The organism is Tannerella forsythia, from assembly GCF_001006485.1.
Taxonomy (GTDB): Bacteria; Bacteroidota; Bacteroidia; order Bacteroidales; family Tannerellaceae; genus Tannerella; species Tannerella forsythia.
In genome coordinates, this window is record NZ_JUET01000083.1 from 25,534 (window position 1) to 40,053 (window position 14,520).

Here is a 14,520-nt window from a genome sequence, read left to right on the forward strand (position 1 = left end):
TAAGATGTCAAGATTACGTAATAAGCGAATCGCTTCCCTGATTTGTACTCGTCTAACGATGCTTTTCGTTTGCATCTTCTTTTGGGGAGAGGGTAAAGCCCAATCATCGGAAGATTTAATCGGTCGATGCATTACTTTTCTGGAAGCAAGTGACAGTATCGCTTTCAGGAAGGTCTATCCGGATATTTTTATGCGATATGCGGCGGAGGCTTCGAAAATTTATTTAGACAGTGCCATTCATCAAGGTGATCAACAGGCCGTTCAATCCTACTTGGAGAGCTTGACAGCCGCCCCCGAATTAGACGCTTTAGCGTATTATTACCTCTCGAATACGGAATATCATCCCTTCTTCCGGTCACTGTCGGGCTGGGAGAAGTATGAAAGATGGCTCGACTCCGTAAAGTCCGTACCTTATGCCGACATCCGCGACGAAATATGGCGTATCCAACGCGAAGATCAAGGAATCAGGGTATTGTGGATCAATCTGCCGAAAGAGACAGCTGACACCACTAAGGCACAAGTTCGGAATGAAATGCGGCGTGTAGACGAGCGAAATACCCGACGTGCAGCACAGATTCTCGATGCTTTCGGCAAGTGGCCGGGAGCGGATGTGTTAGGAGCATCGGCCGATCAGACGCTTTGGCTATGCATCCAGCATGCTGACCAACGGCCGGAAGTAGCTGTCCGCTACTTGCCGATGCTGAAGGCGGCTGTTGATGAAAAGCGCACAGTTCCGATGTACTATGCTTATCTGGTAGACCGTATCCGTATGCATGAAGGACGCGAGCAAGTCTATGGAACGCAGACTTATAAAACAAAAGAGGAGGATGGACGTTCGTTCTTTTTCGTCGTTCCCATCGAAGACGTCGAACATGTAGACGAACGACGTGCCGCGATGGGCATGGGACCGCTCGCCGAATATCTCGAAGGGATGGGACAGAAATGGGACTTGGTCCAATATCAAAAAGATCTGCCCAAAATTTGGACGTATTACCGACGATCGAAGATGAAATAAATGGTTGGTAAAATGAATGTGTAAGAATTCTTTTTTCAGCCCCACCTTATGCAAATTGTAAGTTTATATTGCCATTATCATAAAAACAAGTGCTTCGCCTTCGGATCGGTGCCTACCGACCGGTTGAATGCACAAAGTGATATGGAGCTGATATTAGGTATGGCCGATGGAATCCCGTTCGAGTATGCCGGCAACCATTTCAACCTGAAATTTACAATGCTTGATACTCGGAATCATTCGATTGACCTGCCCGCACACAAGGCTGTTTTTCATCCATTGATACGTCAGTATCCATATATGGATAACTCAAAGCAATTGATTTATGAAAAAATTGAGAAACAACTGATTAGCTGAATCACGATCTAAATTTAAACAATAACATCATGAAGAATCTGAAAAAAATCATTGCATCTTCGTTATCTGTCATTTCCTTGGCAATTTCGGCTCAGAACGTGATCCCGAAAATGAGCATCGTACGTGAATCGAACGTTACCCCAATTGTCTTACAAGATATGCATATCGACATTTATGTGGTAGGACAAACAGCCGTTACTACGATGGAGATGGTGTTTTATAATCCGAATGGTCGCGTGATGGAGGGCGAGTTCGAGTTTCCGCTCGCAGACGGCCAGCAGGTATCGCGGTTTGCGCTCGATATAGACGGTCGCATGCGCGAAGGAGTCGTGGTAGATAAGGCACGAGGACGAGAAGCGTTCGAGAGTGTCGTCAGACGCAATGTCGACCCCGGTTTACTCGAAAAAACGGAAGGCAACAATTTCAAAGCCCGCATCTATCCGATGCCGGCCAAAGGTACCCGCCGCGTACTGATCGCTTTTGAACAAGAATTACATGATCGTAAGGGGAAGGATGCTTATTTCCTGCCGATCAAGAGCCCGATAACCTTGAAGAATTTCACGCTCAAGGCCGAAATCGTTTCGCGTTTTGTAGAAGTCGACACCGAAAATTCGCTGGGACTCTCGTTCACCCATTCGCGCAACTCCTATCTCACCGAAGTCTGCAAGACAGACTACACACTTTCAGACGATATCTCCCTCCTCTTCCCGAAAGTAGAAAAGCCGCAAGTCATCGTAGCATCAGAGGGCAAAAAAACATACTTCTATGGCAGTTTAATGCAGCCGGAGAGAGCCGACGAGCAGAAAACGCTCCCGAAAAAAATAGTCATCCTGTGGGATGCCTCCAATTCGAGTCGTAAACGCAATTTTACTAAAGAGTTTCAGCTATTAGAGGCTTATTTCAGGCAGGTACAAGAAGCAGATATCGAGCTGAATACATTCCATATTCAAGCCGGCAAACCCGAACAGTTCACTCTTCGAAACGGCGCTTGGAACGCATTAAAATCAGCACTCGAAAAAATCACTTATGACGGAGCCACTAGCCTGAAAGCGCTGTCGTTCGTCCCTGACGCCGATGAGTACCTCCTTTTTACTGACGGTATTTTCAACTTCGACACCGATACCGATTTCGCAGAGTTGGTTCAACGGGTACGGAAGCCTGTCTATGTCATCAACTCAAACAGGACGGCCCACCCCGAAAAACTCAACTATCTGGCCTTCGCGACCGGCGCCCGTTATATTGATCTGACACGCAATGAGGTGGAACAATTGGCACGCGAAATGATGCAAATACCTTATCAACTGATCGAAGTGAAAGTACTTTCAGGCCAGGTTTCGGATATTTACCCGAAAGCGAAAGCGGTGGTTACTCAACGGCATTTCACCCTGTCGGGTGAAATGTTCAGCGAAACGGCGACACTCGAACTCTCGTTCGGATACGGTAATAAAGTGGTACAAAAACAAACGATCGACATAAAAAAAGAAACAGGTACCGACACGAAACGGTTCACTCTGCTCCGTCGCATTTGGGCCGAAAAGAACATCGTACAACGACAGATAGAAGGCCGGCCGCAAACCGAAATCGATGCGATCGGAAAGGAGTACAGCATCGTAACGGCAGGCACCTCACTAATTGTTTTAGAGAATATTGCAGACTATGTACATTATAAAATCATACCGCCGGCCGAGTTGCAGGAACTATATTATTCGATCCTGAAAGAGGAAGAAACCGAAGAAAAAAAGGCTGATGTCGAAAAAAAAGCGGAAAAGAAACAAATGATCGAAGAGGTAATTGCCCTATCGAATGCGCAGACCGATTGGTGGAAAACCGATTTCCCAGTAAAAACCGAAAAGCCGGATTCGAAAAAAACAGCCCACTCATCCAATGATTCTTCCGAATTAGTAGAAGAAGAGATTGTGGTTGCGTATGCCACCAGACGCGCAGCCAGCCACGGGGTGCTCAATGAGGCTGTCGCGAGTGAAGAGGTGGCGAAGATAGAATCTGATTTGCAAGCAGTCGTAGTAACAGAACGTGCGCCGCACGTTTCGTCTCCGAAGATACAACTGAACGAATGGAATCCTGAAACGCCTTATCTAAAAGTACTGGAGTATGCTGATGTCGAAAAATCGTACGAGACATACCTGAAAATGAAAATTGAATATGGCGAAATACCCGCATTTTACGTAGACGCTGCCGACTATTTCTTCAAAAACGACAAAAAAGATACCGCCTTACTGGTGATCTCGAATCTGGCCGAACTGAATCTGGCCGAAGCACAGATATTGCGTATGCTGGGGCAAAAACTGCTCCAATACGGCTTTACGGAGCAGTGCGTATCCATATACCGTAAGATATTGACGATCCGTAAAGAAGAGCCACAGACGTATCGCGATTTGGGACTGGCACTGGCGCAACACAAGCAGTTCGACGAGGCTGTGAAAATGCTCTATGAGGTAGTAACGCATCGTTGGGACAATCGTTTCAGGGGCATCCAGTTGATAGCGATGAACGAAATTAACGCCATAGCTAACGCAAACAAGAATGTAGATGTCTCGTTCGTCGAGAAAAGACTGCTTAAGAATGAACCGGTCGACATACGCGTCGTACTTACATGGGACACGGATAATTCCGATATGGACTTGTGGGTGATTGACCCGAAAGAAGAAAAATGCTACTATAGCAACGTATTGACGTATCTGGGCGGAAAAATCTCCAACGACATTACTCAAGGTTATGGACCGGAAGAGTTTATGCTGAAGAGAGCTATAAAAGGCAGCTACAATGTCAAAGTCAATTATTTCAGTACAAGATCGCAGAAACAACTCTTCCCCGTAAGTCTACGCATCGAGTTCTTTACTGATTACGGTACACCAGCACAGAGAAGGCAGGAGAGTGTTGTTCGGTTAGTCGATCAGAAAGAGGTGATTGACGTCGGGAGCTTTTTGAAGGAATAAAACAGAACATATAAAGATAAATGCAAAAATATTCGATTGCTACAAGTTGTGACAACGAATTGCAGAATAATCATTAGCCGCTGCTACAACAATCTATCATTACAGAATTTATTTTTTAATATCATAATATAGTAAATCAATCATGAACAAAATCATCGAATGCGTTCCCAACTTTAGCGAAGGGCGCGACAAAGAAAAAATCGAGAAAATCGTGGAGTGTTTCCGCGGAAAAGACAATGTAAAACTCTTGGACTACAGCAACGACGAAGACCATAACCGCTTAGTCGTTACCGTGGTGGGCGAGCCTGCTCCGTTACGGGATGCCGTGATCGAGGCGATCGGAGTAGCCGTGAAGCTGATCGACCTGAACAAGCACAGCGGCCAACATCCCCGCATGGGAGCGGTAGATGTGGTGCCGTTTATCCCGATCAAGAACACGACGATGGACGAAGCCATCGCCCTCTCGAAAGAGGTGGCCGAGCAGGTGGCTCAACGGTATGCCCTGCCCGTATTCCTCTATGAGAAATCGGCTTCGGCGCCTCACCGCGAGAATCTGGCCGCCGTACGCAAAGGCGAATTCGAAGGGATGGCCGAGAAGATCAAACAACCCGAATGGCATCCCGATTTCGGTCCGGCCGAGCGTCATGCGACGGCGGGAACGGTAGCCATCGGAGCACGGATGCCGCTCGTAGCTTACAACGTGAACCTCAATACCGGCGATCTCTCCATTGCCGATGCCATCGCCAAGAAAGTGCGTTTCCTCGGCGGCGGCCTCCGCTTCTGCAAGGCCATGGGCGTGGAACTGACCGATCGCGGCATCGTGCAGGTGTCGATGAACCTGACCGACTTCACGAAGACGGCTATCTACCGTGCACACGAAATGGTGCGTATGGAAGCGCAACGCTACGGCGTGAGCGTCGTGGGCGCCGAAGTGATCGGACTCGTACCGATGCAGGCGCTGATCGACTGTGCCGAATATTATCTGGGAATCGAGAAATTCTCGATGGATCAGGTACTCGAATCGCGCATCATGGAGTAAACGCTTCGAACGATAATGCTTGTTCAGATTGATGGTAAACACATTTAAACGGATTCAATGAACAACCTGATCATAAAAAATGCGTCCCAAGTCGTTACATGCAGCGGCTTTGCCCCGAAACGCGGAAAGGAGATGTCGGAACTGCATGTCATCGAGCATGGGACGGTCGTTGTAACGGACGGAATCATTTCGCACGTGCTGAGATCGGGCGAACCGGTTCCCGTCAACGAAGCGGAGTATGAAATCCTCGACGGCACGGGTAAAGCGCTGTTGCCCGGTTTTGTCGATCCGCATACCCACTTTGTGTTCGGCGGCTATCGTGAGGAGGAATTCTCGTGGCGCATGCGCGGCGACAGCTACATGGACATCATGAATCGCGGAGGAGGCATCGTCAACACCACACGGGCTACGCGCGAAGCGTCGGAGGAGGAGCTGTTCGAAGCAGGCTGCCAACGGCTCGACGCGATGATACGCCTCGGCATCACGACCGTCGAAGGAAAGAGCGGCTACGGGCTCGACAGGGAGACCGAATTGAAGCAGCTCCGTGTGATGCGTCGCCTCAACAGCGAACACCCGATGGACGTCGTTCCCACGTTTATGGGACCTCATGCGACGCCGGCCGAGTGGAAAGGACGCGAAGACGAGTTTATCGACTTCAACATCCGTGAGATGCTTCCCCTTGTGGCGCAGGAGCAACTGGCCGAGTTCGCCGATATCTTCTGCGAGAAGAACGTCTTTACGATTGAGCAGTCGCGCCGTTACCTGCAAGCGGCCCGCGAGCACGGCTTCGAATTGAAGATTCATGCCGACGAGATTGTCCGGTTCGGAGGGGCCGAGCTGGCCGCCGAATTGAAATGTACTTCGGCCGATCACCTGCTGCAAGCCTCCGACGAGGGCATCCGCGCCATGGCCGAAGCGGGTGTGGTAGCAACTCTGCTGCCGCTCACCGCCTTCTCGCTGCGCGAAGAATATGCACGAGGACGTGAGATGATCGATGCCGGATGCGTCGTAGCGCTGGCGACCGACCTCAACCCCGGCAGTTCGTTCAGCGCCTCCGTACCGTTGCTGTTCGCCATCGCCTGTATTTATATGAAGCTCTCGCCCGAAGAGGCTGTAACGGCCTTGACGATCAACAGCGCGGCAGCCCTCCGTCGTGCCGACAAGATCGGCAGCATCGATGTGGGCAAGCAGGGCGATCTGGTGCTGCTGCAATTCCCGTCGTACAAGTTCCTGCCCTACCATGTAGGGATGAATATCGTGGAAAAAGTAATTAAGGGAGGAAGAGTGATTGAGTAACGAAGAGTGAAAAGTGAAGAGTGAAAAGTGAATAACTAAAAGTGAAGAGTGAAAAACTAAAAGTGAAAAATAAGAAGTGAAGAGTGAAAAATTATGGCTGACTCCATTTTGAAAACGAAGAGTTATCATTTTGCGATAAGGATCGTCAGACTTGCTCAAATGCTTCAGAGCGACAGGATGAAGTTTGTCTTAAGCCGTCAGATTTTGAGAAGCGGAACATCCATAGGTGCCTTGGTTCGAGAAGCGGAGTTCGGTCAGAGTAAAGCCGATTTCGTTCATAAAATGAGTATTGCGCTAAAAGAAGCTAACGAAACGCATTACTGGTTGTCTTTGATTTTTGATACCGGCTATATGGAAGAGAATCTTTCCGTTTCCTTAAAAAAGGATTGCGAAGAAATCATTTCATTGCTCGTATCGACCGTAAAGACATCCAAAAAAAGCCTGAAAGAAAAAGAACGATCCCCCAACTTTTAATTTTTAGTTTTTCACTTTTAGTTTTTAGTTTTTAGTTATTCACTTTTCGTTTATCGTTTTTCACTAAATAAATTAGAAGAATATGAACTTACAAGATTTAACAGTCAAAGAATTTATCGACAAAGTAACCGGCAACGATCCTGTGCCGGGTGGAGGAAGCGTGTCGGCCCTGAATGGTTCGCTGGCAGCTTCGTTAGCGGCTATGGTAGCCAATCTGACCGTGGGGCGTAAGAAGTACGCCGAGGTCAACGACGAGATGGAGGGGCTGTCGGCACGTCTGACGGGCTTATCCGCTCAATTATTAAACGATGTAGACCGCGACGCCGAGGCGTACGACCGCGTCTTCGCAGCCTTCAAGTTGCCCAAAGAGACGGACGAAGAGAAGGCCGTTCGCACGGAAGCCGTCCAGCGTGAGACGAAGTATGCCGCCGAGGTACCGATGGAAGTAGCCCGTACGGCTCACGCCATGTTGCCGCTTATCGATACGGTCGCGCGCAAAGGCAACAGCAACGCGGTAACGGATGCCTGCGTAGCCATGATGTGCGCCCGCACGGCCGTGCTGGGAGCGCTGCTGAACGTGCGTATCAACCTGACGTCGATTACCGACGAGGCGTTTGTGAAAGAGATGAGCGCCGAGGCCGAACGGCTCGAGCGGGAGACGCTCGCCTCCGAACAGCAGGTGCTCGAATACGTTAAAACAGTTTTCCAATAAATACAGACTACACTATGAAGAACGTATATCAAATCGGTTCCGGCGAACTGACCTTCGACATTATCGAACAGATCATCAGTGAGAACCTCAAACTCGAACTGGCGCCCGAAGCTCGTCGGCGCATTCAGACGTGCCGCGACTATCTTGATGCCAAAATAGCGGCCTCGTCCGAACCGTTATACGGCATCACCACCGGATTCGGATCGCTGTGTAACAAAAACATCTCGATGGACGAACTGGGAACGCTTCAGGAGAACCTCATCAAGAGCCATGCGTGCAGCGTGGGCGAAGAGATACCGCCTGTTGTGATCAAGCTGATGATGCTGCTCAAGGCCTACGCCCTCTCGTTGGGGCACAGCGGCGTGCAGGTAATCACCGTGCAGCGCATCCTCGACTTCTTCAACAACGACGTGATGCCGATCGTGTACGACCGCGGCTCGCTGGGCGCATCGGGCGACCTCGCCCCGCTGGCCAACCTCTTCCTGCCGCTTATCGGCGTGGGCGACGTCTATTACAAAGGGAAAAAGTGCGAGGCCATCAGCGTGCTCGACGAGTTCGGCTGGGAGCCTGTACGGCTGATGAGCAAGGAAGGACTGGCGTTGCTCAACGGTACCCAATTCATGAGTGCCAACGGCGTATTTGCGATTCTGAAAGCGCGCCGTCTCTCGAAAATGGCCGACCTGATCGCCTCCCTTTCGCTCGAAGCCTTCGACGGACGCATCGAGCCGTTCATGGATTGCCTCCATCAGATTCGTCCGCACAAGGGACAGATCGAAACCGGCGAAGCCTTCCGCCATTTCCTCGAAGGCAGCGAAATCATCGCTCAGCCCAAAGCGCACGTGCAGGATCCGTACTCGTTCCGCTGCATCCCGCAGGTACACGGTGCGACGAAAGATGCCATTCGTTACGTGGCCTCCGTATTGCTGACCGAGATCAACTCCGTAACGGACAACCCGACCATCTTCCCCGACGAAGACCTGATTATTTCGGGCGGGAACTTCCACGGTCAGCCGCTGGCTATCTCGTTCGATTTTCTGGCTATCGCGCTGGCCGAGCTGGGCAATATCTCCGAGCGACGCGTGGCACAGCTGATTATGGGCTTCCGCGGACTGCCCGAATTCCTCGTCGCCAATCCGGGGCTCAATTCCGGCTTTATGATTCCGCAATACGCCGCAGCCGCTATGGTGAACCAGAACAAGATGTACTGCCACGCTGCTTCGAGCGACTCGATCGTCTCGTCCAACGGACAGGAAGACCACGTGAGCATGGGCGCAAACGCCGCCACGAAGCTCTACCGGGTGATGAACAATCTGGAGCTGATTCTGGCCATCGAGCTGATGAATGCGGCGCAGGGCATGGAGTTCCGCCGGCCGCTGAAAAGCTCCCCCATTCTGGAACGGTTCATGCACGCCTATCGCAAAGAAGTGCCGTTCGTCAAGGACGATATCGTGATGTATAAAGAGATACATAAGACGGTCGCCTTCCTGAAAAGAACGCAGGTAGACCATCTGTAATCACCGACCGGAGGGGGGGGGCGGAGTATCAAAAATAATAATATATTAAAAAAGATTTATATGCTGTACAACATATAAAAATATTTGCACATATCTTCTCTTTTTTTCAAACTTTGCATACATTAGCATATAAAACAGTTATAAAATGAAAAAGTTTATTTTGGCCTTAGGCTTAGTGGCGGTAACCGGAGCAGTATTCCTGCAGTGCAGGCACACGTCGAAAAACATTGTGTTATGAGTTTTTGTTAAGGTATTATCGCCTGTGATCCAGCATTTTCAAATCCTGATATTGCCGCGGATTATCTTGACATGATGGAGTCTTTTTGCGATGATGAAGAGTAAGAAAACAAGGTAGTCCTTAAAGAAGAGAATGATGAAAAGGCTGATGTTTATTTTTCTTTTTGCGGCAGTTTCATTTTGTAATGCACTGTCGCAGGAAAAACTTGACGATGCCGTGTTTCGGGCGGTCTATACGTTTTCGTATAAGACTCGCCCGGATCAAACCGAGTATGCCAAGAGTGATTTAATGTATCTTGATATGGGTAAGAAAGCGTCCAAGTTTTACAGCCGTAACCAGGAGGTGAGAGACTCTATCCGCCATGCGGCAATGATGAAGAATTCATCTCCCGAAGTAGCCGTAGAGGCGGCAAGAGGTTATCAACGAGGTACGCCTCATATATATTATATATTGCAAGATATAAAGAAAGTACGTGTTACTACGGAATACGTTCTTTATGGATATATGTATGAAGAACCGCTTGTAATGCCGAAATGGACGATACTCGACGACACAATGACCTTTGTTGGCTATTCTTGCCGACGCGCAACGACCCGGTATCTGGGGCGCGAATGGGAAGTCTATTTCACGACAGATATCCCGATAAATAAAGGCCCCTGGAAATTATGGGGACTTCCGGGATTGATTGTAAGAGCCGAAGATAAAGACAGATATTTTCGCTACGAACTGAATAATTTTGAAAAACAATCATCGTCCACGCCTATTATTTATGTCCATCATAAGTTCGATATAGGAAAAGGGGCGTATGCAGGCGAAGCATACAAGCATATTACCAAGAAAACGTACCAACAATACGAAAAAACATTCAACGAAGACTTCGCCGCTTTTTCACGTATCGAATTCGGGCGTAATATCCATATGAGCCAGGATGGAAGCCCTGTTACCCATAAAATAAAGAAAGACTATATTCCGCTGGAAAAATAAGAGATAAATAATCAGAGACACCTTGTTTATAGCTCATTTCATCCAAAAGACAAAACGTTTGACCTCGAAAGTAAAATTTTATCATTTCAATAAAGCAGAGTCTCTCAGCGGCATACAATCCGACCGAATACTTTCATACTCCGCACAAGGTGTTCGGTACGATACATCCAAACAGAGAGGTATACGATGAATCATGTAAGACGATACTTCATATGGTTCTTCGCTTGGTGCATTACGACGATGGCTGTAGCGCAACAGTCACTCACGGGGCAGATTAAGGACGTCCGAACGGATCAACCGGTACCGAATGTGTACGTCATGCTTATGAGTGAGGATGGGGCTAATATCTTGGCCTATGCTTTTTCGACCGAAAATGGGTTCTACACCATTGATTATCCCGACGAGAAGCGACAAACTTTCCTTATCTCTACCTCGTGCGTAGGCTACGAAACGTTCAAACAGAAAATTTCCTCCCGTTTGCAAGTATTCGATATCGCCCTCAAAGAGTCCGTCATTCCCTTGCGGGAGGTTAAGATCACTTCGTCTCCCATTCATCGGCGAGGCGATACGATCAACTACTACATGGCCAACTTCATCCGTCCGCAGGATCGTTCGCTGGCCGATGTGCTGGCACGCATGCCGGGCATTGAGGTGCGAAAAGACGGCCAAGTAAAGTACGGCGGCAAACCCATCAATCGCTTTTATATCGAGGACATGAATCTCCTAGAACGTCGCTATTCGCTGGCCACGAAGAATCTTTCACCTTCCGATATCGCCACCGTACAAGTCTACGAGAATCACGAACCGATCAAGATGATGCGCGGACGAAGCGACCCGGAGCAAGCTGCGTTAAATATCAAACTCAAAGAAGGAGCGCGCGCCCGATGGTTATACGCGATTGATTTTGGTCTGGGTGCATGGCCACCACTCTATAACGCTACGGCAACGTCGGCACGCTTTGCCAAAAAAAATCAGACGCTCATTGTAGGAAAAATCGACAATACGGGAGCAGATATTTTTCAGGAGCTGAAGCTTCATTCACTTGGTGCAAGAGGAAAGGTATTCGTTTTAGGCCAAGATGAGGGAGCTTCAGACCGTTTTTGGCCCATCCGGTCGTCTGCTGATCTGTTTGTGCGCGACCGTGCACGCTTCAACACAAGCTCTATCGTTTCTCTCAATCATTTACGGCGTACAGCTGCAGATACGGATCTACGACTGAACATAAACTACGGATACGAGCGCGAAGAACGTGAGCGAAACATAGAAACGGCGTATCACTTCAAAAAACAACCGCCCGTCATTCTGCGCGATTACACATCGCAAGCAGCGAACTGGCACAAGACAGAAAGCGAACTGACCTTCCAGGCCAATAAGTCGACCTATTACCTCGAAGAAAAACTGACGGCGAACGTACATTGGAAAGATATTGCAGCAGACATCAAGGCTCCTCGTCATCAGATGACACAGCAAATGACGTTACCGCGCATACATCTAAGAAACAAGACATCGTTTTCCCGTCTCATCGGCAACGTATCGCTGGGTGTGGAAAACGAGACAGAATATACACGTCTGCCACAACAACTTACCATTGAGTCAACAGATACGTTACCGCTCTTCGGTGTACAGGCGGTAAAGCAGTCGGTAACATTCGACGAAGCCTTCAGCCATACATACGCGACGGCAGGATATAAGCGACGCCATCATACGTTCGATCTTACAATGGGTGGCATCCTTACATGGCAACGTATACGAAGTCAACTGACACCGTATCCCGAAGTGGCAGGCCATTACACGAACGACTTACAATGGCGCTCGGGTAGATTCTACGCCCAACCCTCGTACCGATTCATCTACGGTAAATGGAACATCCGTACTTCTTTCGCTGTCAATTCTCTGCACACGGATTATTCGGGTCGACGAAACCGACACACGTACATCAACCCGCACATGCGTGTCATATTTGATTCAAAGAGCGGACTGAAACTCAGTGCGGGCTATTCACGCAACGTCCGCTACGGAAATCTTGACGGGATGGAAACAGGCTACATGATGACACGCTATAACACTTTTTCGCGCGGCATCGATCAACTGCAACGCAAAGCCACGCAAACGATCGACGTTGACGCAACATACAAAACGTTCTCACAGTTTATGACATTGAATTACAACATGATTTATTCACAATACAACGACAACCTGATGCCCGTAAGTTTCATTCGTGATATGTATGCGTTCTACGGTCAGGAAGTGCGTAACAAAACGTTTTCTTCTTGGACAAACCGTCTCTCGGTAAACAAGCTGTTTACAGGCATATCGCTTATCGCGGGTCTCAGCCTATCGTACAACCGATCCGGCTCATCCATCGAACAGCAAGGAACGAATTATGATTATATCAACCATTCATTGGGTATCGAGCCTTCGTTGAGATGGAACGCAAGCCCAAAACTAAATTTCGATTATACAATGGACGCCTCTCTTTCCGGGATCAGTGTGAATCGTCAACCTGTCCCTACCTATATTCCTCTCGTCGAGCATCGGCTCTACACGTTTTTTGGAGCTACCGACAAACTTTCTTTCACGCTCAACTTACAACACTTTTATAACAAAGCCCCCGGTGCATCGTCCTCGAATCTGCTATTTGCCGATTTAGGTATTCTCTATGCCTTCAAATATCTGACTATCGGCTTAGACTGGACGAACTTGCTGAACCGCAAAGAGCATATCACCACTCGATACAGTACGATCAATACTGTCATGTACACCGAACGTCTCCGCCCGTCGGAAGTACTGATCAGCATCCGATTCAAACATTGAACAACAGACGCTATTCCCCGTGCACCGTCATTCTTTCCATTTACGATCACAAAGATAGCCCGCCCGTCAGGGCCGTTTGATTTTAAGATATAAATACCCTCCCTGCTGCGACGGATAAAGCTCTTTCGTATACCAAATTTAATCTCTAACTTTGTCGGACGAAAACAGGAATAACCGTGAAGATAGGAAGATATAACACGTTACGTGTCGTAAAGAAAGTGGCGTTCGGCGTATATCTGGACGGAGGTGATCAACATGAAATCCTCCTGCCGAAGCGTTTTGTGCCCGAAGGGTTGGACATCGACGACGAGATCGAAGTATTCATTTACCACGATAACGAAGGGCGTCTGATTGCTACCACGCAGCGTCCGCTGGCCACCGTTGGCGAATTTCAGTGGATGAAGGTGAATCAGGTGACAAATGCCGGTGCTTTCCTCGAATGGGGGCTGATGAAAGAACTCCTCGTGCCCTATCGGGAGCAGAAAACCGAGATGATCGCCGGACGGTGGTATCTGGTCTACGTCTACCTCGATTTCATTACCCAACGTGTAGTGGCCTCGGCGCGTATCGACAAGTTTCTCGATAATCTGCCGCCACGCTACGAATATAATCAGGAGGTTGATCTCATCGTGGCCGACGAGACCGAGCTTGGCTACAAGGTTATCATCAATCACCTACACTGGGGACTACTCTACCGCAACGAGGTCTTCCGTACCCTTCGCAAAGGTGAGAAAACAAAAGGCTATATCAAAGAAGTGCGTGAAGACGACAAGATCGACGTGAGTCTTCAGCCTCTTGGCTACGATAAGGTAGAAGGTATCGCCCAACAGATTCTCCGGGCATTGGAGCAAAACAACGGTACCTTGCCGCTGCACGATAAAAGCGACGCCGACGAGATCTATGCCCTTTTGGGATGCAGTAAGAAAAGCTTTAAAAAAGCCATCGGATCCCTTTACAAGCAACAACTCATCACCCTCGGTGAAAACGGAATCACACAAAAAGGAATGAAAAGCGAAAGCCCTCCGGACAGTGATAATATACTTGACGGTATCTTCGTCCGCGACGATATAGCAGGAACATCGTAAACGGTTGAGAAATCCTTTGCTTCTTACGACCGAAAATATGC

The 14,520-nt window shown here is 48.7% G+C and carries 11 protein-coding genes; all 11 read left to right on the forward strand.

Translation table 11 applies throughout. The features are described 5' to 3' along the window. Nucleotides 1-4: 4 nt before the first annotated feature. Nucleotides 5-1,015: a DUF6624 domain-containing protein gene (locus Tanf_RS08555; RefSeq protein WP_046825562.1), complete on the forward strand. Its 1,011-nt coding sequence runs from the start codon at nucleotides 5-7 to the stop codon at nucleotides 1,013-1,015. 48 nt (nucleotides 1,016-1,063) lie between these two features. Further along, a complete protein-coding gene (locus tag Tanf_RS08560; protein WP_014224203.1) occupies nucleotides 1,064-1,369 on the forward strand; it encodes a hypothetical protein in 306 nt (101 codons plus the stop codon). 29 nt (nucleotides 1,370-1,398) lie between these two features. Next, nucleotides 1,399-4,323: a DUF2135 domain-containing protein gene (locus tag Tanf_RS08565; RefSeq protein ID WP_046825563.1), complete on the forward strand. Its 2,925-nt coding sequence runs from the start codon at nucleotides 1,399-1,401 to the stop codon at nucleotides 4,321-4,323. A 142-nt stretch (nucleotides 4,324-4,465) separates the two neighbouring features. Continuing rightward, nucleotides 4,466-5,362: a glutamate formimidoyltransferase gene (ftcD, locus tag Tanf_RS08570; RefSeq protein WP_046825564.1), complete on the forward strand. Its 897-nt coding sequence runs from the start codon at nucleotides 4,466-4,468 to the stop codon at nucleotides 5,360-5,362. Nucleotides 5,363-5,419: 57 nt separating this feature from the next. After that, the gene (gene hutI, locus Tanf_RS08575; protein WP_046825565.1) at nucleotides 5,420-6,658 is read left to right on the forward strand and encodes an imidazolonepropionase; all 1,239 of its coding nucleotides are present in this window, start codon (nucleotides 5,420-5,422) and stop codon (nucleotides 6,656-6,658) included. Between the two features lie 93 nt (nucleotides 6,659-6,751). Further along, nucleotides 6,752-7,132, forward strand: a complete 381-nt coding sequence (locus tag Tanf_RS08580) for a four helix bundle protein (protein WP_046825566.1) — start codon at nucleotides 6,752-6,754, stop codon at nucleotides 7,130-7,132. A gap of 82 nt (nucleotides 7,133-7,214) precedes the next feature. After that, complete coding sequence (locus Tanf_RS08585; RefSeq protein ID WP_046825567.1) at nucleotides 7,215-7,844, forward strand: cyclodeaminase/cyclohydrolase family protein; 630 nt, start codon at nucleotides 7,215-7,217, stop codon at nucleotides 7,842-7,844. Nucleotides 7,845-7,858: 14 nt separating this feature from the next. Beyond that, nucleotides 7,859-9,358: a histidine ammonia-lyase gene (gene hutH / locus Tanf_RS08590; RefSeq protein WP_014224209.1), complete on the forward strand. Its 1,500-nt coding sequence runs from the start codon at nucleotides 7,859-7,861 to the stop codon at nucleotides 9,356-9,358. Between the two features lie 370 nt (nucleotides 9,359-9,728). Next, entirely contained in the window at nucleotides 9,729-10,580 is an 852-nt protein-coding gene (locus Tanf_RS08595; RefSeq protein WP_014224211.1) for a GLPGLI family protein, read from the forward strand. Nucleotides 10,581-10,766: 186 nt separating this feature from the next. Then, nucleotides 10,767-13,394: a peptidase associated/transthyretin-like domain-containing protein gene (locus tag Tanf_RS08600; protein ID WP_080948598.1), complete on the forward strand. Its 2,628-nt coding sequence runs from the start codon at nucleotides 10,767-10,769 to the stop codon at nucleotides 13,392-13,394. 176 nt (nucleotides 13,395-13,570) lie between these two features. Further along, nucleotides 13,571-14,479: a CvfB family protein gene (locus Tanf_RS08605; RefSeq protein ID WP_046825569.1), complete on the forward strand. Its 909-nt coding sequence runs from the start codon at nucleotides 13,571-13,573 to the stop codon at nucleotides 14,477-14,479. Nucleotides 14,480-14,520: the final 41 nt, after the last annotated feature.